Genomic DNA, 24,098 nt, shown 5'->3' on the forward strand with positions numbered 1-24,098 from the left:
TCCTTTCGATGCGCGCGCAATGCTCTATCGTCTAGCCGCAGACAGCCTCGTGCTGTTCCACCTGTGTTTCATCCTGTTCGTACTGTTTGGTGGGCTGCTGGCCCTGAAATGGCGCCCGGTTATCTGGCTGCACCTGCCCGCCGCTGCGTGGGGCGTGGCGGTCGAAGTGTTCCACCTGCCCTGTCCGCTGACCCGCTGGGAAAACCTGTTTCGCCATCTCGCCGGGCAGGACGGTTATGGCGGTGGGTTTATCGAGCATTACATCCTCACGCTGATCTACCCGGCCGGGCTGACGCCACAGATCCAGCTGGGCCTGGGCGCGTTGGTGCTGGTGATCAATATCGCGGTGTATGTGCGCTTGATCAGGCAGCCGCGGGGTTTGCCGCAGTAGCCAGGTTGCCCATGCCGACCAGCGTGGCCTCCACCGCCTCATCCAGCGGCGTATGGGGTTCATTGCCCAGGGCTTGCAGGAGCCGACAATTGTCCAGGAGCAGCGGGGTTTGCCACAGGTAACGCATCTCCTGCAGTTCGCGGAAGGTGACGACAAAAGGCGCAACCAGCTTCAGCAGCCACCAGGGGAACGCGACCACGCGGGGTGTGGTGCCCGTCCTGCGTTGGACGACTCGGCGGATGGCCTCAACCATCTGAGTGCCATCGGTGTCCACATACCCGGCCATATGAAAACGCGCAAACGGTTCCAGGCGATCGCGACGCTCCAGCAACTGGACCATCGTGCGTGCCACATCCGGCAGGTAGGCCCACTGGTGCGCCATCCCCGGCACGCCCGGGTAACTTACCGTGGCCACCGGTTTGCCCGGTTTGACCAGGCCTTGGGAAAACCAGCTGTTGGCCGCCCTGGGGCCGAAAAAATCCCCGGCCCGCACAATCAGCACCCGCGCACCGTTACGCGATGCATCCAGCAGGTGCCGCTCCATCTCGACGCGAATCGCACCTTTGCGCGTGTGCGGGTGCTGGGGCGAATCTTCGCCAACCCGTGGGAAAACATCCGGCCCATAGTTATAGACGGTGCCCGGCAACACAATGGTCGCCCCTTCTGCGATCGCCGCGGCAATGCTGTTATCCAGCATCGGCAACACCAGCTCGGCCCAGCGGCGATAACCGGGCGGATTCACTCCATGCACGATCACAGAACACCCTTTGGCCGCCGCGAGCACATCCGAACGGTTCATCGCATCACCCTGTACCCAGGTGAAATTGCTGCTGTGGCGACGGGCCTTGTCCACCTCCCGCGTCAGCGCTATGACCTGCCACCCTTTGGCAAATAACTGGCGTGCCACTTCACCGCCGATCCCACCGGTCGCGCCGAGTACCAATACCTTGTCCATGCCCTGCCTCCCGCACTGAGTTGATGGGGTCATCCTGAGCGCCGGCACGCTATAGATAAATTGCCCAAGAGCATCCAGCCGCTATACATTTATGCATGGCATTGACTATCGGTTGGGAGCTTTACCGAACCTTCCTCGGTGTACTCAAGGAGGGCTCGTTGTCGGGGGCCGCACGGCAGCTCGGCATCACACAGCCCACGGTCGGTCGGCATATTGCCGCCCTGGAAACCGCGCTGGGCGTTGTGCTGTTTACCCGCTCACCGACCGGTTTGTTGCCGACGGCGGTCGCCCACACGCTGCGCGCCCACGCCGAAACCATGGCGCGTACCGCCGCCGCCCTCGAGCGCGCCGCCTCGTCACAAGGTGATGAAGTACGCGGCGTAGTGCGGGTGTCTGCCAGTGAAGTGGTCGGCGTTGAGGTACTGCCGCCGATCCTCAGCCAATTGCGCCAGCAACAACCCCATCTCAAGGTCGAACTGATCCTGACCAACCGCCTGAGCGACCTGCTGCAACTGGAAGCCGACATCGCCGTGCGCATGGTCCGCCCGAGCCAGGAACAACTGTTGGCACGGCGTATCGGCCTGATCGAAGTGGGCTTGCACGCCCGCGACGACTACCTGCAACAGCACGGTATCCCGCAGCAACTGCAAGAACTGGCGGCGCACTCGGTGATCGGCTTCGACCAGGAAACCGCGTTTATCCGCAGCCTGGCTATTCCTGGCTTCGAGCGCAGCGCGTTTGCCCTCAGCAGCGACAGCGACCTGGCACAACTGGCGCTGATTCGCGCCGGTGCCGGCATTGGCGGCTGCCAGGTGCAACTGGCCAAGCGCGACCCACGCCTGCAACGCGTTCTGCCGAATGCCTTTGCGTTCAAGATGGACACCTGGGTCACCATGCACGAAGACCTGCGCAACAGCCCGCGCTGCCGAGTGATGTTCGATGCCCTGGTGCAGGGTTTGCAGCGTTACGTACAGGATTGAGACAGCTTCTCTGGTGAAGAATCAGACTCCCTCAGTCCCTTCACCGGCGCGCCCCCATGTCCGAAGCCTTCGAAGTCTCCAGCCCCCACGAAAAACATCTCGAACACACCACCGAACATGCCCACGCCCGTGGTGACAGTTTCGCCAGCCGCATCGCCGTCATGACCGCGCTGATGGCCACCCTCGGCGCCATGCTCAGCTACCAGGCCGGCTCCACCGAGAGTGAGGCGGCGATGGACAAGAACAACGCGGCCATCATCAAGACCGACGCCGCCAACCAATGGAACTACTACCAGGCCAAGTCCAGCCGACAGAACCTGGCGGAACTCGCGACCCATATTCCCGGTGTGGATGCCGCCCATTACAAGGATGAGATCGAGCGCTACAAAAGCCAGAAGGAAGAGGTACGCAAGCAAGCGGAAAAACTGGAAGCGACCTCAAAGGAATGGGATGAAAAATCCGAGCAGGCCCTGCACCAGCATCATCGTTGGGCCCAGGCGATGACCGCGATTCAGATCGCGATTTCGCTGGCGGCGATTACGTTGTTGACGAGAAGGGAATGGTTGAAGCGCATGTCCTATGCGGCGGCGGGTGTGGCGGTGGTGCTAGGTAGCCTGGCCTGGCTGCATATCTAGCAATTTTACTTGGGCGCGTTGCATTCATCGCTATATAGTAAATGGCATAACGCTACCCAAGGAGAGACCGGTGTCCGCACAACCCAAAGAAGCCGTGGGCGCCGCCTACAGCATTGAATCCATGCGCTATGCCCAGGCCATGACCTGGCAAGCCATCGACTACCTCGCCCAGCGCATCTGCCCCGGCATGCTGGAATCCGAAGCGCGCGAATTGGGCAAGCACGTGCTTGCCGAGCTCGACATGCAACGCATCTGGCACCCGCTGCTGGTGCGCTTCGGCGCCAACACCCTCAAGACCTTCAAGCAGCGCTCCGATGGCGACCCGGTGCTGGGCGACAACGACATCTTCTTCATCGACATGGGCGCCGTGTGGCAAGGCCACGAAGGCGATGCCGGCGCGACCTTCGCCACCGGCAACGACGCGGACATGATTGCCTGCTCCCACGCCGCCAAAACGCTGTTCGACCGCGTGCAAGCGCGCTGGAAAAACGACCAGGTCGTCGGCCTGGAGCTTTACCGCTACGCCGAAGAACAAGCCCAGGCCATGGGCTGGCAACTGAACCTGGACATCAAGGGCCATCGCGTCAGCGACTTCCCCCACGCCATCCATCGTGGCGGCGACCTGGGTGACTTCGAGCACTACCCGAATGCAGGGCTGTGGATCCTGGAAATCCAGATCGCCCACCCCACCAAGCCCTACGGCGCCTTCTATGAAGACTTACTCGCCTGACCGTTAAAGGAACAGAAATGGAACGCTCCACTGAACACTCTGTGCTGTTGTTTTCCTACGGCACATTGCAGGACAAAACCGTGCAACTGGCCAACTTCGGGCGGGAACTGGCGGGCCGACACGATGCAATGCTGGGCTACGCGCAAAGCTGGGTAGAAATCACCGACCCGCAGGTACTGGCCAGCAGCGGCAAGACCCATCACCCGATTGTGCAACCTACCACCGAGGCGGGGGCGCGTATTGAGGGGATGGTGTTTCAGATTTCCGAGCAGGAACTGGCGGCGGCGGATGCGTATGAAGTGGCGGACTACAAGCGCATGGCTGTGACGTTGGCGTCCGGGCTGACGGCGTGGGTGTATGTGCAAGCCTGAAGATGACGTTGCCCAAATCGCCCAAGCTTTAACCTGAGCCCACGACGTATCATGGGCCAACCTTTCGAGGATGGCCCATGAACCTCAGTATCTTCTACGCACTCGCCGCCGCCGCCCTGTTCGGCGCCAGCACCCCGCTCGCCAAGCACCTCGGCCTGGGCCTCTCGCCCGTGCTGCTCGCCGGCCTGCTCTACCTCGGCAGCGGCGTAGGTCTCGCCGGCGTACGCCTGATCCGTGATCGTGGCTGGAAACCCAGCGGACTGACCCCTTCGGAATGGCCCTGGCTGCTCGGCGCCATCGCATTCGGCGGCATCCTCGGGCCAGTCGCGTTGATGTTCGGCTTGAGCCGCACCGCTGGCGCCACCGCGTCACTGATGCTCAACCTGGAATCGGTGCTGACCGCCGTTATCGCCTGGGTCGTGTTCAGGGAAAATGCCGACCGTCGCATCGTCCTGGGGATGATCGCCATCGTGCTGGGCGGCGTGGTGTTGTCAGGGGCCGACGGCGGTGGCACCAGCCATGACTGGACGGGGCCGCTGGCGGTTGCCGTGGCGTGCCTGTGCTGGGGGATCGATAACAACCTGACGCGCAAGGTGTCTGCATCGGACGCGCTGTTTATCGCCGGGGCCAAGGGGTTGATTGCGGGGCTGGTGAATGGCGGGTTGGCGCTTTATCTCGGGGCGCGGATCCCGGGCATGGCGCAGCTGGCGCCTATCTTGCTGGTGGGTTTTCTGGGCTATGGCATCAGCCTGGTGATGTTCGTGCTGGCGTTGCGCGGACTGGGCAGTGCACGCACGGGGGCGTATTTTTCGACTGCGCCGTTCCTGGGTGCTGCGATTGCGGTGCTGTTGTTGGGTGAGTCAGTGACGCTGGCGTTCTGGATTGCTTCAGCGTTGATGGCCGTGGGGGTTTGGCTGCACCTGACGGAACGGCATGCCCATGATCATCAGCATGACGCGACGGAACACGGGCATCGGCATGTGCATGATGAACATCATCAGCATGAGCACGGGTTTTCGTGGAATCCGGCGCAACCCCATAGCCATGTGCATGTGCACAGTCCGCTGAGGCACAGCCATGCGCATTTTCCGGATGTGCATCATCGGCATAGGCATTGAGGGGGGTGATCTATTGCGCAGCAACAATAGATTTGAGCAACTTCCTACAAGTCACTCAGAAGCGCCACTCTCCCACTTCAAAACCACCCAGCCTATAGTCCCTCGGTCGCTGAAATGGCGATCGGGTTTGGCGACTCGACTACAAGATGGCAGAAAGCCTCCCGGCTAATTTGCGGGTCGGCCCTGCACGCAATAAGCTGCTCAATGGTAGCTGTGCGTGGGAGACCCTTGGGTCTGCCGGTCTTTGTCCGTTCTTGTCCCGGTTCGCCAACCCGCGTACAGCTGCCACCATTTGTTTGGCGACAAATGTGTGGCGGACCTTCTACTAAGTGAACGGACTTAATTCATGAACCAATACATAGCACTTACCAGCAACGACAGCGCCACCCCTGCCCTTTTTGTCGACACTACCGTGCCTCTGCAGATACTGCTCGATGCCGCGACATATCGACTTCGCGCCGTCACCCAAGTCCTGGAGAACCTCGCACTACGCAGTGAAATCAGCAGTGATGCCGTTGTTCTGAGCGATTTTGCATTGCTCTGCTCAATCCCTCTGCGAGACGGATGCGATTTGCTGGATGTCATAGGGCGCCACATGGATGCGCCGGGCGCGTGATTTAATACTCACAGTCTTTTTCAGAATCCGAAAATCACAACCCCCTGGTTTCTTTCGAAATCAGGGGTTTTGTTTAAAAATCAAATAAATTTTTCCGCTTTTCCTTGTAAAACCAGAGTGCCGGGAGCCGGTAGGCCACTCTAGGGGGGATTGGTTTCCCAAAAAAAGGCCCCCGCACTTGGCTTCGGTGTGGGGGCCTTTTTTACATAAGTGTCGTTATTAGTAACGCGGCATCAGCTCAACATTCGCTGAAAGCCGCATTTTGGCAACTAGCATTGCGATTTGACCATTTCAGCTGGGCGTAAGCCTTTAGCGTAGCTCGAATCTTATTAAGGGGCTCTCACCTTTTCAAACAATTTGACCAACTGCTCTACACCATCAAACGTAGACGGAATATTTTCTTCGTTTGCAACAATGCCGCTGAAGACCAATGACTCAAATTTCTCCAAGAGTGCAGGGTTGCTGCCTTTTATCTTCACAGCATAATCTGCATAACTCTGGATAAACTGACATACAGCCTTTCTCAAATCCAGTTGAACGAGCTGGCCTTTCACTGACTTGTAACCTTGAAAAACAACTCTAAAAAAATACAAAAGGAGAAGATCGTAGCCTAGGAAAGCCACAAAAAGTTCTGTGTTGAATACATTAGAAGGCACATCATTAAGAACATGCCAAATCTTCCATAGAAAAGGTGCAACCATCATACAAGCCAACAATACCATAATAAAAACACTGAGATAAGACGAGCGCCTTTTGGAGCGGGCAATATCATTAAAACCCTTGTGAAGCCCTACAAAATTAAAAGCATCTTCATAGCTCTTTAAAGCATCATGGAGGGCACCGACATCTTTTTTGCTCCCTTCCAATTTCGTATCTAATTCTTTGACCACGGCACCTAGGCCTGCGTATTTTTCGTCAAAACTCCTTATAACCCCAAAATCCGCCTTATTTAAATAACTTTTAGCTAAAGCAACAGGCATGAAATTGTCAGCATAAACCAGTTGATCTTTTACTCTGGATGGAATTCCACTAGCTTCATATTGAATCTTTTCTAATGCTCGGCGCACTTCATAACCCACATCCCCCGGAAAATTACTTTCTCTGTAGAAGGCAAGCTCGGATAAGAATCTATAGCAACTAGTAAAAATACCCTCGATACTGCCCGCGTTCGTTCTCGCTTCTTGAACATCATTATAAAATCGATTGCCAATCAAGTTAATATTAAACTGACAATTAGCATCAAAATCACGAGCATGGGTTCTAAACAGATCCAGCGCAGAACGTATAAACTGTACGAACTGCTTATCTGCCTCAATCGGTAAATCATCGACGCTTAGGCGTGCAGCCAAATTAGCAATTGCATCCTGAAACTTCTGGGCCGCAAAAAACTCGGTAACCTCTTCCATTTTACAGTTTCTCCTAATTATTTAGCGATTTGAATAGGCTGCCATCCAGTCTTGCGACTCTGTTTAGCACGGTGGCAATTCTTGCTGAGCGGTGTGGAAGCCTAGTTCAATCGGCCCAAAGTAGCGTTTTAGTGCGGGAGCAGACGCTTGAGTTCATCTGTCTACCCCCCAACTCAACGCACCAGAACGGGGCGCCAGTCCCATATTGGTTCCATGAGGGTATTTTTTGAACGCCAAAAACCACAAACCCCCGACTTTCTCTAGGAAAATCAGGGGTTTGCGTTTTCAGAATGTGGCGGTGAAGGAGAGATTCGAACTCTCGATACAATTTCTTGTATACACACTTTCCAGGCGTGCTCCTTAAGCCACTCGGACACTTCACCGTATCTCGTCAAACCAGTTCAGTCTGTCGAGGCGCGCTAATGTAGTCGAAAGCCTTTCTGATGGCAAAGGTTTTTTTCAGAATTTTCATGCGGTTAGACGGCTATGCCGGGATGCGCCCGGCAAGGGGTGGTGATTCTGCCATTCTTGGGCATGGGCGGCCTGTGTCTGGGGTCGGTGTTGCGCCCTGCCCCAGGCCTTCCGGCGTTCTCCCTGCGGGGAAAGTCTGACTGGGCAGTCAGTCACGGCGCTTTACCGGGGCGGGCGTGGTGGGTAACGTCTGCGCATGCGCCTTTATAAACAGCCTCTCTATAACAAATCCTACAAGGAACCGCGTCATGAGTGAGTTGATTGCTTACCACCTCGAAGACGGTATCGCGACCCTGACCCTGAGCAACGGCAAGGTGAATGCCATTTCTCCGGATGTGGTCAGTGCGTTCAATACAGCGCTGGACCAGGCCGAGAAAGATCGGGCGGTGGTGATCATCACCGGCACGCCGGGGATCCTGTCGGGTGGGTATGACTTGAAGGTGATGACAGCCGGCCCTAAAGAAGCCATCGGCCTGGTGACGTCGGGTTCGACGTTGGCGCGTCGCCTGTTGTCCCACCCGTTTCCGGTGATTGTGGCGTGCCCTGGGCATGCGGTGGCCAAGGGTGCGTTCCTGTTGTTGTCGGCAGATTATCGGATTGGGGTGGAAGGCCCGTTCAGCATTGGCCTGAATGAGGTGGCGATCGGCATGACCATGCACCACGCCGGTATCGAGCTGGCGCGGGACCGTCTGCGTAAGTCGGCGTTTCATCGCTCGGTGATCAATGCCGAGATGTTTGACCCGCAAGGCGCGTTGCAGGCCGGCTTCCTCGACAAGGTGGTGGCACCTGAAGAGCTGCAGGCGGCAGCGCTGGAAGCGGCACGTCAGTTGAAGAAGCTGAATATGAATGCCCATAAGCACACCAAGCTGAAGGTGCGTAAGGCGCTGCTGGAAGCCTTGGACGAGGCGATCATTCAGGATCAGGGCCATATCCTGAGTTAAGCCCTACAACTGAAACATCAGAGCCCGACCTTGCGTCGGGCTTTTTCGTACAAATGAATCCGAAACATCTTTAGCCGCTCTAGCCTGCCTATATCGGCACATGTTGAAACATGTGCTTAAACATCGCCTATCTCCTACCTCTTTACGGGTAATTGCCGAATTCAGTGCACATCCGTACACTGCGCCACCTTTTATCCCGATGGGCCGTGTCGATGCTTTTTCTGTTACGCATGTTATTGATGGGCCTGCACTTTATGGTGGCCGGTGTACTGGGCGTGCTGCTCGGGGCCTGCCGGCCGTTCAACCCGGACAACAGCCGCTTGTGCGCGCGCCTCTATGCGCTGCCGGCCATGTGGATCCTGCGCCTGAAGGTGAAGACCGATGTCGACTCCCTGCGCAACAAGCCTGGTACGTGTGTGATCATCGCCAACCACCAGTCCAACTATGACTTGTTTGTGCTGGGCACCGTGGTGCCCCATCGCACCGTGTGTATCGCCAAAAAGAGCCTGAAATGGGTACCGCTGTTCGGCCAGTTGTTCTGGCTGGCGGGCAATGTGCTGATCGACCGCGGCAATGCGCACAAGGCACGTCGCGCGATGCTCACCACCACTCATACGTTGCAGCATCAGGACACGTCGATCTGGGTGTTTCCGGAAGGCACGCGCAACCTGGGCAAAGGCCTGTTGCCGTTCAAGAAAGGCGCGTTTCATATGGCCATCGCCGCTGGCGTGCCCATCGTGCCGGTGTGTGTCAGCAATTACGTTACCCATATGAAGCTCAATCGCTGGAACAGTGGTGATGTGCTCATACGCTCACTGCCGCCGATTCCGACTGTGGGCCTGACTTCGGATGACATCCCGCAGTTGATGCAGACCTGTCAGGCGCAGATGGATGAGTGCATTACAGCGATGGATCGCGAAGTGCAATCTGCCTGAACACCTTCCGGGGGGCCTGGCCTACCCACGCAAACAAGCTTGCTCGTCACAAAAAGCGAGCACCTGCAAACGCCGCAACGGAACGTCATTCAAGCTAAGCTGCCCAACACCTGTCCTCCTAATAAGAAGTGATCAGCACCATGGGTAGAGTTGTTGCGGCCGCCGTGTACAGCGCCGGAAAGAAAGTCACTGATATCACCCTCGACGAAGGCGCGGCCTGGGCCGCCAAACCCGGGCACTTTGTGTGGATCGGCCTGGAAGAGCCCAACGCCCAGGAGCTGGCCAACCTGCAACGCCAGTTCAACCTGCATGAACTGGCCATCGAAGATGCCCTGGAAAAACACAGCCGCCCCAAGTTGGAAACCTTCGGTGATGCGCTGTTTATCGTCACCTATTCACCGGTGCGCGAGAACGGCAAGCTGGAGTTTATCGAGACCCATATCTTCGCCGGCAACGGCTACATCATCACTGCGCGCAACGGCCATTCGGCGTCCTACGGCTTTGTTCGGCAACGCTGTGAGGCCCGGCCGCTATTGCTGGAGCATGGGGAAGATTTCGTACTCTATGCCCTGCTGGATTTTGTCACCGAGAACTACCAGCCGGTCAGCGAGGCGATCCACGCCGAGATCGATGAACTGGAGCACAACGTGCTGTGCAGCTCGCTGAGCGAGCGCGATATCCAGAAGATCCATGGCCTGCGCCGCGACGTGCTGCGACTCAAGCGCTATGTGGCGCCGATGGTGGAGATCAGCCAGGAACTGCAGAAGCTGAGCTTCCCGTTTATCGACAAGAACATGCGCCCGTATTTCCGTGACGTGCAGATCCACGTGACGCGGCAGATGGAAGACCTCACCACCCTGCGCGATATCGCCAGCCAGACCATCGAGATCGGTGTATTGCTCGAAGCGTCGCGCCAGAGCGTGGTGCAGCGCAAGTTTGCCGCGTGGGCGGCAATCCTGGCGTTCCCCACCGCGGTGGCGGGGATTTATGGGATGAACTTCCAGAACATGCCCGAGCTGCAATGGCACTACGGCTATTTTGCAGTGCTCGGGTTTATTGCGTTCGGTTGCACGGGCTTGTGGGCCAGTTTCAAGCGCTCGGGCTGGCTTTAAACCCGGGCCTCAGGCTTGTGCGCCACGAAGCGCATCATCCATTCCGCCACGGTCACGCCGTGGTGGTCGCGCGCCAGGCTGGCCACGCCATTTGTGTAGACTTTTTCACCCAAGGTCGTCTGAAGAATCTCCAGCAACTCGCGGGAATAGTCATGGATAAATTCCGGATGCCCCTGGAAGCACAGCACCTGGTCGCCGATGTGATAGGCGGCGAACGGGCAAAACTCGCTGGAGGCGATGACCGTGGCATTGTCCGGCAAGGTGGTGACCTGGTCCTGGTGGCTGATCAATAGCGTCAGCTCTGGCACTTCGGGGCTCATCCACGGCGCCTGGGTATCCAGTTTGTAATCGTGAATACCCATGCCCCAGCCCTGGCCCGCGCGCTCGGCCTTGCCGCCCAGCAGCAGCGCGAGCAATTGATGGCCGAAGCAGATGCCCAGCAACTTGTCGCCGCGCTCATAGCGTTCGAGCAGGTAGGTCTTGAGGGTCTGGATCCAGGGGTCGGCACCGAAGGAATCGGCCTTGCTGCCGGTCACCAGGTAGGCGTCGAACACTTCGTCGTCCGACGGGTATTCGCCCTGCACCACGTTGTACACAACAAATTCGGCGGCAATCGGCTGCTTGGAGAACAGGCGCTTGAACATCTGCCCGTAGCCTTGGTATTGATCGATCAAGCCTGGACGCAGGATATCGGTTTCCAGGATACAGACGCGTAGCGACATAAAAAATACCTGACACGGTGATGGGAATAATGCACACCCCAGAGCCTGCCTTGAAATACCCTGACAAGGCAAGCCCTGTACATGCCCAAAACCGTCAGAAGGTCGTGTTCTGCGCAGCTTTGTCGAGCAACAACGCCGGCGGCGAGAACCGCTCCCCATACTGTTCCGCCAGGTAGCGGGCACGGGCGATAAAGTCATTGAGGCCGTACTGGTTGATAAACTGCAACGCGCCACCACTCCAGGCGGCAAAACCGATCCCGAAGATCGACCCCACGTTGGCGTCGGCGGTGGACATCAACACGCCCTCCTCTACGCAGCGCACGGTCTCGATGGCCTGGATAAACAGCAAACGGTCGCGCACATCCTGCGCTGAAATGCGCTGGTCGGCTCGCTCAAAGCGCGCTTTCAATTCAGGCCACAAATGCTTCTGCCCGCCCGCCGGATACTCGTAGAAACCTCCCCCCGCCGCCTTGCCCGCGCGTTTGTACTCATTCACCAACAGATCAATCACCACCGTCGCCGGATGGCTTGGGACTGTTTTACCTTCAACCTGCAGATCCTTGGCAGCCTGCTGTCGGATATGGCTCATCAGGCTGAGGGACACTTCATCGGACACCGCCAGCGGCCCCACCGGCATACCCGCCTTGCGCGCCTCGGTCTCGATCATCGGCGCAGCCACGCCTTCGCCCAACATGGCGATGCCTTCATTAGTGAAGGTGCCGAACACCCGCGAGGTGAAGAACCCACGGCTGTCGTTGACCACGATCGGAGTTTTCTTGATCTGCAGGACGAAATCGAAACCTCGGGCCAGGGTTTCGTCCGAAGTGCGGGCGCCCTTGATGATTTCCACCAGGGACATCTTGTCCACCGGGCTGAAGAAATGCAGGCCGATGAACTTGCCTTGATCCGGCACCGCCGTGGCCAGGCCGCTGATGGGCAAGGTGGACGTGTTGGAGGCGATCACCGCGTCATCGCCGACAACACGGTGGGCGGCAGCCGAAACCTTGGCCTTGAGTTCACGGTCTTCGAACACGGCCTCGATGATCAGGTCACAGCCAGCCAGATCAGCATCCGAAGCCGTAGGATGAATCCGCGCTAGGGTGGTTTCGCGCTGCTCGGCGGTCAATTGCCCACGGCTGACCTTCTTGTCCAACAGCGCCGTCGAATGCGCCTTGCCCTTCTCGGCGGCCGCCTGGTTGATGTCCTTGAGCACCACATCGATACCGGCGCAGGCGCTGACATAGGCGATGCCTGCGCCCATCATCCCGGCACCGAGTACCCCGACCTTACGCGTCACGTAAGGCGCAAAGCCCTGAGGCCGCGAGCTGCCGGCGTTGATTTCATTGAGTTGGAACCAGAAGGTGCCCATCATGTTTTTAGCCACCTGCCCGGTGACCAATTCGGTGAAGTAGCGGGTTTCAATCACATGTGCGGTATCGAAATCCACCTGCGCGCCTTCCACGGCGGCGCAGAGGATTTTCTCCGGGGCCGGGAAGCAGCCATTGGTTTTGCTGCGCAAAATCGATGGTGCGATGGCGAGCATTTGCGCCACTTTCGGGTGAGACGGCGTACCACCGGGAATCTGATAGGCCTTGTTGTCCCACGGCTGACTGGCCTGCGGATTGGCGAGAATCCATGCGCGGGATTTGGCCAGCAGCTCAGTGCGATCCGCCGCCAGCTCATCGACCCACCCGGCTTGCAGCGCTTGCTGTGGCCGGACTTTTTTGCCTTCGAGCAAATACGGCAACGCCTTTTCCAAGCCCAGCATGCGCACCATCCTCACCACACCACCGCCGCCTGGCAGCAGGCCAAGGGTGACCTCCGGCAAACCGAGTTGCACCGACTTGTCATCCAGCACGACGCGGTAGTGACACGCCAGGCAGATCTCCCAACCGCCGCCGAGGGCTGCGCCATTGATGGCGGCCACCACCGGCCTGCCGAGGGTTTCCAGGCTGCGCAGTTGCGCCTTCAACACCAGGACGCTGGCGTAGAAATCCTTGGCATGGGCCTTGTCGACCTTGATCAGTTCATTGAGGTCGCCGCCGGCGAAAAAGGTCTTCTTCGCCGAGGTGATAACCACGCCGGCAATGTCGTCCTTTTCCGCTTGCAGGCGTGCGACGGTGGCCGCCATCGCCTCACGGTACGCGGCGTTCATGGTGTTGGCGCTCTGGCCGGGCATGTCGAGGGTCAGCACCACGATCTGGTCCTGGCCTTTTTCGTAACGAATGGCAACGGTCATGACAAATTCCTTGGGCTCAGAGGCGTTCGATAATGGTGGCGATGCCCATGCCGCCGCCGACACACAGGGTGGCCAGGCCGTAGCGCTGCTGGCGCACCTCCAGTTCGTCGAGCAGGGTGCCGAGGATCGCGCAACCCGTGGCGCCCAACGGGTGGCCCATGGCGATGGAGCCTCCGTTGACGTTGACGAGTTCGGCGTCGATGCCCATGTCCTTGATGAACTTGAGCACCACCGAGGCAAAGGCTTCGTTGACCTCGAACAGGTCGATGTCTTCTACGCGCAAACCGGCCTTGGCCAGCGCTTTACGGGTGGCCGGCGCCGGGCCTGTGAGCATGATGGTCGGGTCGGTGCTAGTGACGGCCGTGGCGACGATGCGCGCCCGCGGTTGCAGGCCCAGCTCGCGGCCCTTCGCTTCGGAGCCGATCAACATCAATGCGGCGCCGTCGACAATGCCGGAGCTGTTGCCTGGTGTGTGGACGTGGTGGATGCGTTCCACATGGCTGTAGACCCGCAACGCGGTGGCGTCGAAGCCCATCTGTCCCATCATTTCGAAGCTGGGCTTGAGCTTGCCCAGGCCTTCGAGGGTGGAATCGGCGCGAATGAATTCATCATGGTCCAGCAGCACAATGCCGTTCTGGTCCTGCACCGCGATCAACGACTTGTTGAAGGAACCGTCTGCACGCGCCCTGGCGGCTTTCTGCTGGGACTGTAGGGCAAAGGTATCGACATCCTCGCGGGTGAAACCTTCCAGGGTGGCGATCAGATCGGCGCCGATCCCCTGAGGCGTGAAGTGGCTGTGCATATTGGTCTGCGGGTCGAGCACCCAGGCCCCGCCATCGCTGCCCATGGGCACGCGGGACATGGACTCCACGCCGCCGACCACCACCAGGTCCTCAAAGCCGGAACGCACTTTCATCGCGCCGAGGTTAACCGCCTCCAGGCCCGAGGCGCAGAAGCGATTGATCTGTACACCGGCGACGCTGACGGCCCAGTCCGCCACCAGGGAGGCGGTCTTGGCGATGTCGGCGCCCTGGTCGCCCACCGGGGTGACGCAGCCGAGCACGATGTCATCCACCTGCTGGGTGTCGAGGTCGTTGCGTTGCCCCAGCGCGGTGAGCAGGCCGGCCACCAGGTTTACCGGCTTGACGCTGTGCAGGGCGCCGTCGGCCTTGCCTTTGCCGCGGGGCGTGCGTATCGCATCAAAGATCAAAGCTTGGGTCATGACGTCCTCGAACCATTGCGCAGTAATGCCCTTACCTTAGGCCCGATTGACACGGTTTCAATGACGGATGCGCTCATTGCTTTTGACCGCCACGCTCGGACGAACGGTAGGCACCTAAGGTAATTGCTGGATTAATCGTTTTAGCTGTCTAGCCAAGGCATTGGCGCCAAGATGGCGTTATGCCTCATGCCTTTTTAAGCTGAAATGCTGATCAGGTGATATGAAATGGGTCTAAGCCGCGCAGAACGAGGGCTCTAAGGTTCAATCAGTAAGAAGTTGCTGCCGGGTTTTGCTGGAGCAGCTGTAAGAAAAGCGACACGTCACATTGCGATACTCATATTCAACGGCACGCATTTGACGCTCAGGAATAACAACAAAAGGCAGTCAGCCATGTTCAAACATTCGAAAGTACGTCAGGCGGGACTTATTCTGTTCGCCACCACATTGATTCTGATCTTGCCCAACTTGACCAAGGTCATTGGGTGACCTCTTCTTGAGCCTGTTCTGTACCTCAGGATTACCGCTTTTGGCAGCACCTGCCGGGACTTCGTGCATAGCGATCCTGTTGCAGGGGCTGCCTTTTTACCTGCGCTTTTCCGCTATCGTGGGTCCTATCGCCACTTAACACGGGGCCGCCGTCTTGAAACCGTTCTTTGCATTCCTTGCCTTGTTGCTCGTCCTGCCCGCTTCGGCGGCGCAATTGACCGTCGAGTTGGATCACAGCCGCAAGACCTGGCAGACCGCCGACCTGCTCAAGCATCCGGATGCGCAGACAGTGCAGGTCGTCGATGACGTTTCCTACAAGCGCAACATGACCTATCGCGCAGTACCGCTGGCAGTGCTCCTGCCGGGCCTACAGCCCGATAATCATCTGCAAGCCGTTGCCCTGGATGGCTTCGCCGCCGAACTGACGGCGGCACCGTTGCTGCAAAAAAACGGCGCCCGCGCCTGGCTGGCCGTGGAAGACCCGGCCCACCCATGGCCCCCGTTGGCAGACGGCAAGCCGAGTGCCGGGCCGTTCTACCTGGTGTGGACCGATCCGCAGGCCGGGCATATCAGCCCGGAGCAGTGGCCGTTCCAGATCTCCGCGATCAAGCAGTTGAAGACGGTGGCCGAACGTTTTCCGGCGCTGTTGCCCGACCCGACGTTGGCGGCGGATGATCCGGTCAACCAAGGCTTTGCGCTGTTCCAGAAGAACTGCCTGGCCTGTCACCGCCTCAATGGCGCCGGCGATGCACAGGTGGGGCCGGACCTGAATGTTCCCTACAACCCTACGGAGTATTTCAGCGGCGACTTCCTCAAGCGCTATATCCGCGACCCGCAGAGCCTGAGGCACTGGCCGCAGGCGAAGATGCCAGCGTTCGCCGCCAGCGTGTTGCCTGACAGCGAGCTGGAATTGCTGGTGGGGTACTTGAAGCATATGGCGGGGCGTAAACAACACCCCTGAACCCAGCCTGATCTCGGTGGCGAGCGGGTTATTGCTGCTGGACCAGGACCACCGGCGTCGGTGCCACGAACACCTTGGCATGCATCTGCTCATGCCCACCGCCACGGCGCATGCCGCGTACCGGGCAAGCGTCGAGGTAGTCCAGGCCCACAGCCAGTTTCAAATGCCGCTCCGGCCGGGCCAGTTGGTTGGTCACGTCAAAGCTGTACCAGGCGTCATCCAGCCAGGCTTCTGCCCAGGCGTGGCTGGCCAGGTGAGTGCTGTCTTCCGTGTACAAATACCCCGACACATACCGCGCAGGAATGCCCAGGCTGCGCGCGCAGGCCAGGAACGCATGGGTATGGTCCTGGCACACCCCCGCCCGCCCTGCGAAGGCCTGGGCGGCGCAGGTGTCGACTTCGGTGGCGCCGGGCGTGTAGACCATCGACTGGTTGAGGGCGTGCATCAGGTCGATCAGGGCCGTGCGATCACGACGCTGGTGGCAATGCTGTTGCGCGAAGGCGCGCAGGGCTTCGTCGGGCTCGGTCAGGCGGGTGCAGCGCAGGAACGGAAAGGCTGACTGGCTCTCGTGTTCAGCCTCACGCAGCTCGTCGATATCCACCTGGCCGCGGGCGCCAATGATGATGGCGTCGTGGGGTTCGTCCAGGGTCAGCACGTGCAGGATGTTGCCGAACGGGTCGATCTGCGCGCGCACCGGGCGAGGCAGGTCCAGTTGCCAACTGAGCACGTGCTGGCGCTCGCTGTCGTGGGGCGTGAGGCGCAGGTACTGGATGCTGGCGCGTACCTGGTCTTCGTAGTGGTAGGTGGTTTCGTGGCTGATGGAGAGTCTCATGCGGCCTCCAGGTAGGAACTGTAGATGGCGTCGCCCAACTGGCGGACCAAGGGGATAAAGTCGGTCAGCCAGGCGTGCAGGCCTTCCTCGAGGATTTCATCGATCGCGGTAAACCGCAGGCGCGCGTCCATCTCGGCCGCCAGGCGCTGGGCCGGACGGCCGTTGATGCCGGGCAGGCTGGCGAGGATCTGGTCGATCTCTTCGCTGCAGGCCCGCAGCGAGCGGGGTACATCGGCGCGCAACAGCAACAGCTCCGCGACTTGCCGGGCACCTGGGGCGTCGCGGTAGATCTCGGTGTATGCCTCGAACGACGATAACGCGCGCAGCAAGGCACTCCATTGATAGTAGGCGTGGGCGGTGCCATCGGTGACCGCTTCGGCCTGGTCGCCGGCCATTTCATAGCGCGCATCCAGCAGGCGCAGGGTGTTGTCGGCGCGCTCGATAAACGTACCCAGCCGAATAAAACGGAAGGCGTCATTGCGCATGATGGTGCCGTAGGTCGCCCCCCGAAACAGATGGGAACGCTCCTTGACCCACTCGCAGAAGCGGCTCATGCCGTAGCGGCTGAGGCCCTGCTGTGAGATTTCGCGAATCTCCAGCCAGGTTGCGTTGATGTTTTCCCACATGTCGGCAGTGATTCGCCCACGCACAGCATGGGCGCTGGCCCGCGCGGCACCGAGACAACTGTAGATGCTGGCCGGGTTGGCCGCATCCAGTGCGAAGAAATGCAGCAGGCGTTCGGCGTGCAATTCACCGTGGCGCTCACGGTAATCATCCAGCGTGCCGGTGATCAACAGCGGCATGGCCAGTTCATGCAGGCCATCACCGCGCCCATCCTGGGGCATCAGCGACAGCGAATAACTGACATCGAGCATGCGCGCGAGGTTTTCCGCGCGTTCCAGGTAGCGCGACATCCAGTACAAATCCGAGGCAGTTCTACTCAACATGGCATCAGTCCTCGACCACCCAGGTGTCTTTGGTGCCGCCGCCCTGGGACGAATTGACCACCAGCGACCCTTCACGCAGCGCGACACGGGTTAAACCGCCGGGTACCACACGGGTTTCCTTGCCGGACAACACGAACGGGCGCAGGTCGATATGGCGCGGCGCAATGCCGTTTTCGACAAAAGTCGGGCAGGTGGACAAGCACAGGGTTGGCTGCGCGATATAGGCGTGGGGCTTGGCCTTGATACGCGCGCGGAAGGCTTCGATTTCCGCGGCAGTGGACGCTGGGCCCACCAGCATGCCGTAGCCGCCGGAGCCCTGGGTTTCCTTCACCACCAGGTCCGGCAGGTTGGCCAGCACGTGGGACAACTCGTCGGGCTTACGGCACTGGAAGGTGGGAACGTTCTGCAGGATCGGTTCTTCGTCCAGGTAAAAACGGATCATCTCGGTGACGAAGGGGTACACCGACTTGTCATCCGCCACCCCGGTGCCGATGGCATTGGCCAGCACCACATTGCCCGAGCGATACGCCGCCAGCAGGCCGGGCACGCCGAGCATGGAGTCGGGGTTGAAGGCCAACGGGTCGAGGAATGCGTCGTCGAGGCGACGGTAGATCACGTCCACGGCTTTGGGGCCGTCGGTGGTGCGCATGAACACACGGTCATCGCGCACGAACAGGTCGGCGCCTTCCACCAATTCCACACCCATTTCCCGAGCTAAAAATGCATGCTCGAAAAACGCGCTGTTGAAGCGCCCAGGGGTCAGCACCACCACGCTGGGATTATCCAGGGGGCTGGCGCTTTTCAGGGTATCGAGCAGCAGGTTGGGGTAATGATCGATCGGCGCGATGCGCTGGGCGGCGAACAGCTCGGGGAACAGGCGCATCATCATCTTGCGGTCTTCGAGCATGTAGCTCACGCCGCTGGGTGTACGCAGGTTGTCTTCCAGCACGTAGTAGGTGCCGTCGCCGTCGCGTACGAGGTCGACTCCGGAGATGTGGGAATACAGGTCGCGGTGCAGGTTCAGCCCCTGCATCGCCAACTGGTATTGCTCATTAGCCAGTACCTGTTCGGCGGGAATGATCCCGGCCTTGATGATGCGTTGTTCGTGATAGAGGTCGGCGAGAAACATGTTCAGTGCCTTGACCCGCTGGATGCAGCCACGCTCGACCATCCGCCATTCGCTGGCGGGAATGCTGCGGGGGATGGTGTCGAACGGAATCAGGCGCTCGGTGCCCTGCTCGTCGCCGTAAAGCGTGAAGGTGATCCCGGCACGGTGAAACAGCAAGTCGGCTTCGCGCCGGCGCTGGGCCAGCAGTTCAGCGGGGGTGTCGGCCAACCAGCGGGCGAACTCGCGGTAGTGAGGGCGAACCTGCCCTGCCCCATCGTACATTTCGTCGTAATAAGTGCGGATCATGCCGTACTCCTTGTCACCCGGACGCAAGAACCATCGCAAGGCCCGTGCCAGCGGCATAAACACTTAAAAATCAGTGGGTTAAATATAAGCAAGGAACTGATCGCACCGTCCTGGTGCGCAGAATGCCCGCTGCCCTGCTGCACGCTTCATGGCAATGCAAGCTTTGGCTATCAACAGCATAGTCAGAGTTGATTTCACTGCCCGTCGAAGCGTGCGGATAATCGCCCCCATCCGCTGAACAGGACATGTCCTACAGCTTTAACCATTGCGTAATCGGTACCGTGATCACTCGTGTACCGACCGGCTCCTTCGGTCTTCCCTTTCAGCCACCCTTTTCTACGGGTGGCTTTTTTTTGTGCAAGAAAGAGCGGCGCAAGTTCCACAAACCTTCATATACCGCAAACAAAATCGGCCGACCCTAAGGCCAGCCGATACGCTGTGTTGCTCATACAATGGCGCTACATGGGTAACCCACGCACCTCCTGCTTGACGCCCCAACCTTCGATGATTCCGCCCAGCGGCTCGACCACCGCTCCAAAGTCCTGCTCGAAGTCTCCTATGCCATCGTAGGTTGCAAACATGATCTTGCTCAGTTCCAGGTACCAGGCGCCGTCGTCGCGCGCACTGACCTGGGCATTCAGGGACTCACCACGAAATTCACCCGCAGCCCTGCGCGCCCGTTCCTCATCCGGGAAAATGGCGTAGAACTCAATGGGGTGGAACCGTGAAAAGTCGAAGCCGCCTTCTTTCATGCGGCGCAGAACGTTGGTGCTGATGTCTTCTTGATAGGCTGTGCTCATGAAACGTCCTCCTCAAACCGATGGATAGACTTTCCGTGCTTCCCAAAGCCCGCGCCCTACTGGCGCGGGTACTACGGCAGGTACAGCACCGCAGGAAAACAAGCATGTAGCTGACAAGACCAGACCTTAGCGATTCATTCGCTGATCTCACTTGCAGAGTAGCGCGAAGCTATCACCTCCACCAGAGGTGCTTGAATGGCATACAGGGAATGTTCAGGCGGCGGGAGAGATGTCGAGGATCTGAATACTGTTCTGGTCTTTGAGGATCTTGACCGTGGGCTCGGGCTTGCGGCCCTCAAGGTCGTTGAGGTCCAGTTCGGCGGCCACGGGCACCAGCTTGTTGCGAATCATGTGTGCCGCATCTTCGAGGCTGGGCTTGTGCTCGCAGGTGAACTGCTCCACGGACTGTACGCCGTGATCATCAACGAAGGTAATCTGCCACTTTTGCATCGGTGCCTCCTCGATAAAACCCATGTGTGGGCTTACATCTATCTGGACCTTGAGGGCTCGGCAAACGTTCCACTCACCTCAGGAGGCACCGGATCAAGCGCAGTTATTTTTCAGCGTGTTCCTTCAGGGCTTTCAAGGTGTTGAACGGCGCGTCCACCACGAACTTGTTGGCCAGCCACGATGGCACGCTGCCGCCTGGCTCGGTGTGTACCTGGTAGGTGACTTCGGTCTCATTGGCGCCTTTAGGGACCAGTTTCCAGAAGCCCTCGACCTGAGCGACACGCACGTAGCCTTTTTCTTCGGGCTTGTAGGTCGGCACGCCCTGCAGCTTGCGGGTTACGCTGCCGTCGACGTCCTTGGTGGTGGTGACATGGATGTACGAATCACGATCGGTCACCGGGAACGGCGCCTTGAACTGGGTGTAGGTCCAGGCCTCATCGCCTTTCTTGTCCACCAGCTTCTGGGATTTGCACTCATGAATCCACGAGCAGGCGCCGGCCACATCTTCCTGCAGGGCCTGGATCCTGGCGACAGGCGCCTTGATCACGGTAACACCGCGATAGGCCTTGTATTTGGAGCCAGCGACTTCGCTCAGGGACACCTTGATACCGTCTTCATCCTTGGCAACCTGCCAATCCTCAGCCTGGGCAGTGGCAGCAAATACCAGCGTAAAACCGCACAGCACAGCCATTCGTTTCAGCGAACCCATTGTTGTATTCCTTATTGTTGAAGTTCCGATAGTAAAGCCCATCAAGCCGCCGTCATCTGCTCCCACCAGCCGATCAACCGAATCGCATCGGCCTGGTCGGTGCCGCAGACATCGATATCCGCCTTGAAATCACTGCACACGGCCGGGCGCTCCGGGCGGCCGAACAGTTGGCACAGCTGTTCGACCGATAGGTGCAGGCAGCGTTCGCCCGCCGGTTTGCCATTGGGCATCCCGGGTAAGGGCGAACTGATGGAGGGGGCGATGCAGCAGGCGCCACAGCCTTCACGGCAATTCATGACCAGCAGGTCCTCGACGACTCAATAGGGACGGCCGGGCTAGAGTACGCCCTTAAACAGCCGTTTTAAAATGGTTTAACAGGGGTTTTTCGCACAAAACAAAAGTGACCGACCAGTCTGCGACAGATGGTCGATGGCCCGCGTCACTGTGCAGGAAAAAGTTTACTGCTTGAACTCGAATTCCAACGCCGCACCTTCCACTTCACGGCGCTCTTCGTTGCGCAATTGCAGCTTCATCTCATTGCTGAGCAAACGGCCATTGATCTGGAACGCACTGTTGTCGGTAGGCTTTTCACCGAACATCGGCGGCAACAACGGCACGCTCTTGGGCTTGGGCACGGTACCCAGGGGCTGCAGGTGCCTGACCATGTCCGAAGGCAGGGACAAATCCAACTGTGCCGGTGGCAGTTTGGTCTGTGCCACTTCCTGGGCTGACTTGGATTTTTTCGCCGTTGACGCACGCTTTTTCGCCGTGGCGCTTGGCTTCTTCGTGACGGGGGCTTGCTTGGCGGAGGAAGGTTTTTTTACCGGGGCATCCTGCCGGGTGTTGGCAGCGGTCTTGTTTTCAGCCAAGGGTGCCGCCGCCAGCGCTGTGCCGACGTTACACAGGCTTAACAGGCCAATCACCAAAGCAGCGCGAACAATTGAGGTCATATTGCCTACAGCATTAACGGCAGAGGGCCATATGCTCGCTTGTTGTGCGCGGCATGACAAGCACGGTGATCATCCAGCTATCGGCGTTGTCCCTTTTCAACGCCTCAAAAGCCGGCTGCGGTTTCCTGGCATAACTGGCTGGCCAGCATCCCCAAGGTCATCAGCGCTCGCTCTGCCTCGCGGTTCCACGGTGTGCCGCAGTTAAGACGAATACAGTGGTTGAACTGCTCGGTATTGCTGAAGATCAACCCCGGCGCAATGCTGATGCCCTGTTGCAGGGCGCGCACGTGCAGTTCCTGGGTATTGACCCGCCCTGGCAAACTGACCCACAAGATAAAGCCGCCCGTCGGACGGGTCATCTGGGTGCCTTCCGGGAAATACTGCTGCACCGCCAGTTGGAAGGCGCTGAGATTCTTGCGGTATTCCTGGCGGATGTAACGCAGGTGCCGGTCGTAGCCGCCGTTCTCCAGATACGCTGCCACACCCATCTGGGTGACGCTGCAGGCCGAGTGGGTGCTGAACATTTGCAGGCGCTGGATTTCCTGCTGGTACTTGCCGGCGATCATCCAGCCGATGCGCACACCCGGCGACAAGGTCTTGGAGAAACTAGAGCAATAGATGACCCGGTCCAGGCGGTCGTAGGCCTTGAGGGCCTTGGTGCGGCCGAGTTCGAACATCAGTTCGCCGTAGATATCGTCTTCGACAATCTGGATATCGAAATCCGAGGCCAGGCGCAGCAACTGTTTCTGCCGTTCCTCGGGCATGGTGCCGCCCAGAGGGTTGCTCAGGCGCGTGGTCAACACCAGGGCCTTGATCGACCATTGGTTGGCGGCCAGTTGCAGGGCTTCCAGGCTCATGCCGGTGGACGGGTCGCTGGGGATCTCGATGACCTTGAGGCCCAACAGGTCGGCCAGTTGCAGTAAGCCGTAATAGGTGGGCGATTCAGCCGCGATTAAGTCGCCGGGGCGTGTCAGCACCCGTAGCGACATCTGCAAGGCGTCAACACAGCCGTGGGTGATTACCACTTCGGAGGGGTCCACCACCACGCCGGCGTCACGCATGCGAATCGCCACCTGGCGGCGCAGCGGCTCGAAACCGGGGCTGAACATGTAGCTGAAGGCGCGTGGGCTCTGGAAGCGCGTGACCTTGGCCAATTGCTGGTGCAGCGCCCGTACCGGCAGATAGTCGACGCTCGGCACGGCGGCGCCCAGCGGGAATACACCTTCGCGGCGCGACTCGCCCAATACCTGCTGGATAATGCTGCTGCGGGTGACCAACCCCGGGCGCTCGACCCGCGCGATGTCCGGCGTGGGCGCCGTGAGTGCCGGCGTCTGGTGCACGTAGTAACCGGACTGCGGCCGTGCCCGGATCAGCCCCTGGTCTTCCAGGTTGGCGTAGGCCTGCAATACCGTGGCGTGGCTGACATTGAGCTGGGAGCTCATCTTGCGCACCGAGGGCACGCGCTCGCCAGGCTGATAGACACCGCGACGGATGTCCTCAGCCAGTTGCTGGGCGATACGTTGGTAAAGCAACAGATTGGTCATGACGCAGCACTCGATTTCACGGGTATTTTATTTTTGTGTGAAACATACCGGCACAGTTTAGAAGTGTACGGGGACAGTTGCCACAATAGTCGAGCGCGCGCGGGAGTGACAGTAAAAACTGTAAGGTGAGTGGAGAGAATACTCAGATGTATACAGAACAA

25 protein-coding genes and 1 tRNA gene are annotated in these 24,098 nt (G+C 59.1%); 11 read left to right on the forward strand and 15 right to left on the reverse strand.

Going from position 1 to position 24,098, the window contains the following annotated elements:
• Positions 1–19: 19 nt before the first annotated feature.
• Complete coding sequence (locus AC07OT_RS07195) at positions 20–391, forward strand: DUF2784 domain-containing protein (protein WP_495107789.1); 372 nt, start codon at positions 20–22, stop codon at positions 389–391.
• Here AC07OT_RS07195 and AC07OT_RS07200 read toward each other — a convergent pair.
• Positions 363–1,346 carry an SDR family oxidoreductase gene (locus AC07OT_RS07200; protein ID WP_495107790.1) on the reverse strand — a complete coding sequence of 328 codons (984 nt, stop codon included), beginning with the start codon at positions 1,344–1,346 and terminating at the stop codon, positions 363–365. The two genes, AC07OT_RS07195 and AC07OT_RS07200, sit on opposite strands and share 29 nt — an antisense overlap.
• Positions 1,347–1,441: 95 nt before the next feature.
• Here AC07OT_RS07200 and AC07OT_RS07205 point away from each other — a divergent pair, with 95 nt between their 5' ends.
• The 6 genes from AC07OT_RS07205 to AC07OT_RS07230 all read left to right on the forward strand — a co-directional run bounded on the left by AC07OT_RS07205 (position 1,442) and on the right by AC07OT_RS07230 (position 5,796).
• A complete protein-coding gene (locus AC07OT_RS07205; RefSeq protein ID WP_495100610.1) occupies positions 1,442–2,326 on the forward strand; it encodes a LysR family transcriptional regulator in 885 nt (294 codons plus the stop codon).
• 56 nt (positions 2,327–2,382) lie between these two features.
• Positions 2,383–2,961 carry a DUF4337 domain-containing protein gene (locus AC07OT_RS07210; RefSeq protein WP_495107791.1) on the forward strand — a complete coding sequence of 193 codons (579 nt, stop codon included), beginning with the start codon at positions 2,383–2,385 and terminating at the stop codon, positions 2,959–2,961.
• Positions 2,962–3,031: 70 nt separating this feature from the next.
• Positions 3,032–3,691: a M24 family metallopeptidase gene (locus AC07OT_RS07215; RefSeq protein ID WP_495107792.1), complete on the forward strand. Its 660-nt coding sequence runs from the start codon at positions 3,032–3,034 to the stop codon at positions 3,689–3,691.
• 17 nt (positions 3,692–3,708) lie between these two features.
• Positions 3,709–4,062 (forward strand): gamma-glutamylcyclotransferase family protein, encoded by a 354-nt coding sequence (locus AC07OT_RS07220; RefSeq protein WP_027603651.1) that lies wholly within the window; start codon positions 3,709–3,711, stop codon positions 4,060–4,062.
• Positions 4,063–4,139: 77 nt separating this feature from the next.
• Positions 4,140–5,180, forward strand: a complete 1,041-nt coding sequence (locus AC07OT_RS07225; RefSeq protein ID WP_495107793.1) for a DMT family transporter — start codon at positions 4,140–4,142, stop codon at positions 5,178–5,180.
• Between the two features lie 346 nt (positions 5,181–5,526).
• Complete coding sequence (locus AC07OT_RS07230) at positions 5,527–5,796, forward strand: short-chain dehydrogenase (protein WP_131699714.1); 270 nt, start codon at positions 5,527–5,529, stop codon at positions 5,794–5,796.
• A gap of 329 nt (positions 5,797–6,125) precedes the next feature.
• Here AC07OT_RS07230 and AC07OT_RS07235 read toward each other — a convergent pair whose 3' ends face one another.
• Both AC07OT_RS07235 and AC07OT_RS07240 read right to left on the reverse strand, forming a co-directional pair.
• Positions 6,126–7,202 carry a hypothetical protein gene (locus AC07OT_RS07235; RefSeq protein WP_495107794.1) on the reverse strand — a complete coding sequence of 359 codons (1,077 nt, stop codon included), beginning with the start codon at positions 7,200–7,202 and terminating at the stop codon, positions 6,126–6,128.
• A gap of 293 nt (positions 7,203–7,495) precedes the next feature.
• Positions 7,496–7,585 (reverse strand) — tRNA-Ser (locus tag AC07OT_RS07240).
• Between the two features lie 336 nt (positions 7,586–7,921).
• Here AC07OT_RS07240 and AC07OT_RS07245 point away from each other — a divergent pair.
• From AC07OT_RS07245 to AC07OT_RS07255, 3 genes are all read left to right on the forward strand, one after another.
• A complete protein-coding gene (locus tag AC07OT_RS07245; protein WP_065924808.1) occupies positions 7,922–8,614 on the forward strand; it encodes a crotonase/enoyl-CoA hydratase family protein in 693 nt (230 codons plus the stop codon).
• Positions 8,615–8,826: 212 nt separating this feature from the next.
• On the forward strand, positions 8,827–9,549 hold the full coding sequence (locus AC07OT_RS07250; protein ID WP_495107795.1) for a lysophospholipid acyltransferase family protein: 723 nt from the start codon (positions 8,827–8,829) through the stop codon (positions 9,547–9,549).
• A gap of 140 nt (positions 9,550–9,689) precedes the next feature.
• The gene (locus AC07OT_RS07255; RefSeq protein WP_027603646.1) at positions 9,690–10,661 is read left to right on the forward strand and encodes a magnesium and cobalt transport protein CorA; all 972 of its coding nucleotides are present in this window, start codon (positions 9,690–9,692) and stop codon (positions 10,659–10,661) included.
• On the opposite strand, the gene AC07OT_RS07260 is transcribed toward AC07OT_RS07255, so the two are convergent.
• The 3 genes from AC07OT_RS07260 to AC07OT_RS07270 all read right to left on the reverse strand — a co-directional run bounded on the left by AC07OT_RS07260 (position 10,658) and on the right by AC07OT_RS07270 (position 14,844).
• On the reverse strand, positions 10,658–11,383 hold the full coding sequence (locus tag AC07OT_RS07260; RefSeq protein ID WP_495107796.1) for an amidotransferase: 726 nt from the start codon (positions 11,381–11,383) through the stop codon (positions 10,658–10,660). The two genes, AC07OT_RS07255 and AC07OT_RS07260, sit on opposite strands and share 4 nt — an antisense overlap.
• A gap of 94 nt (positions 11,384–11,477) precedes the next feature.
• Positions 11,478–13,622: a 3-hydroxyacyl-CoA dehydrogenase NAD-binding domain-containing protein gene (locus tag AC07OT_RS07265; protein ID WP_495107797.1), complete on the reverse strand. Its 2,145-nt coding sequence runs from the start codon at positions 13,620–13,622 to the stop codon at positions 11,478–11,480.
• Positions 13,623–13,638: 16 nt separating this feature from the next.
• On the reverse strand, positions 13,639–14,844 hold the full coding sequence (locus tag AC07OT_RS07270) for an acetyl-CoA C-acetyltransferase (protein WP_495107798.1): 1,206 nt from the start codon (positions 14,842–14,844) through the stop codon (positions 13,639–13,641).
• A gap of 640 nt (positions 14,845–15,484) precedes the next feature.
• On the opposite strand from AC07OT_RS07270, the gene AC07OT_RS07275 reads away from it, so the two are divergent.
• Positions 15,485–16,291 (forward strand): c-type cytochrome, encoded by an 807-nt coding sequence (locus tag AC07OT_RS07275; RefSeq protein ID WP_495107799.1) that lies wholly within the window; start codon positions 15,485–15,487, stop codon positions 16,289–16,291.
• Positions 16,292–16,319: 28 nt separating this feature from the next.
• On the opposite strand, the gene AC07OT_RS07280 is transcribed toward AC07OT_RS07275, so the two are convergent.
• The 9 genes from AC07OT_RS07280 to AC07OT_RS07320 form a co-directional block, all read right to left on the reverse strand.
• Positions 16,320–17,123, reverse strand: coding sequence for a transglutaminase family protein (locus tag AC07OT_RS07280; RefSeq protein ID WP_065940711.1), 804 nt, complete (start codon positions 17,121–17,123; stop codon positions 16,320–16,322).
• On the reverse strand, positions 17,120–18,070 hold the full coding sequence (locus AC07OT_RS07285; RefSeq protein ID WP_027603640.1) for an alpha-E domain-containing protein: 951 nt from the start codon (positions 18,068–18,070) through the stop codon (positions 17,120–17,122). Before AC07OT_RS07285 ends, AC07OT_RS07280 begins: the two co-directional genes overlap by 4 nt.
• Before the next feature lie 4 nt (positions 18,071–18,074).
• Positions 18,075–19,484: a circularly permuted type 2 ATP-grasp protein gene (locus AC07OT_RS07290; RefSeq protein ID WP_027603639.1), complete on the reverse strand. Its 1,410-nt coding sequence runs from the start codon at positions 19,482–19,484 to the stop codon at positions 18,075–18,077.
• Between the two features lie 458 nt (positions 19,485–19,942).
• Positions 19,943–20,284 carry a ribonuclease E inhibitor RraB gene (locus AC07OT_RS07295; protein ID WP_025854181.1) on the reverse strand — a complete coding sequence of 114 codons (342 nt, stop codon included), beginning with the start codon at positions 20,282–20,284 and terminating at the stop codon, positions 19,943–19,945.
• 213 nt (positions 20,285–20,497) lie between these two features.
• Complete coding sequence (locus AC07OT_RS07300) at positions 20,498–20,734, reverse strand: hypothetical protein (RefSeq protein WP_027603638.1); 237 nt, start codon at positions 20,732–20,734, stop codon at positions 20,498–20,500.
• Positions 20,735–20,837: 103 nt separating this feature from the next.
• Positions 20,838–21,443 carry an START domain-containing protein gene (locus AC07OT_RS07305; protein ID WP_495107800.1) on the reverse strand — a complete coding sequence of 202 codons (606 nt, stop codon included), beginning with the start codon at positions 21,441–21,443 and terminating at the stop codon, positions 20,838–20,840.
• A 41-nt stretch (positions 21,444–21,484) separates the two neighbouring features.
• The gene (locus AC07OT_RS07310; protein ID WP_065940713.1) at positions 21,485–21,739 is read right to left on the reverse strand and encodes a YkgJ family cysteine cluster protein; all 255 of its coding nucleotides are present in this window, start codon (positions 21,737–21,739) and stop codon (positions 21,485–21,487) included.
• A gap of 162 nt (positions 21,740–21,901) precedes the next feature.
• On the reverse strand, positions 21,902–22,393 hold the full coding sequence (locus AC07OT_RS07315; protein WP_495107801.1) for a translation initiation factor 2: 492 nt from the start codon (positions 22,391–22,393) through the stop codon (positions 21,902–21,904).
• Between the two features lie 104 nt (positions 22,394–22,497).
• A complete protein-coding gene (locus AC07OT_RS07320; RefSeq protein WP_017527404.1) occupies positions 22,498–23,937 on the reverse strand; it encodes an aminotransferase-like domain-containing protein in 1,440 nt (479 codons plus the stop codon).
• Positions 23,938–24,098: the final 161 nt, after the last annotated feature.

The sequence above is a fragment of the Pseudomonas sp. GW821-FHT09C10 genome (assembly GCF_059418085.1).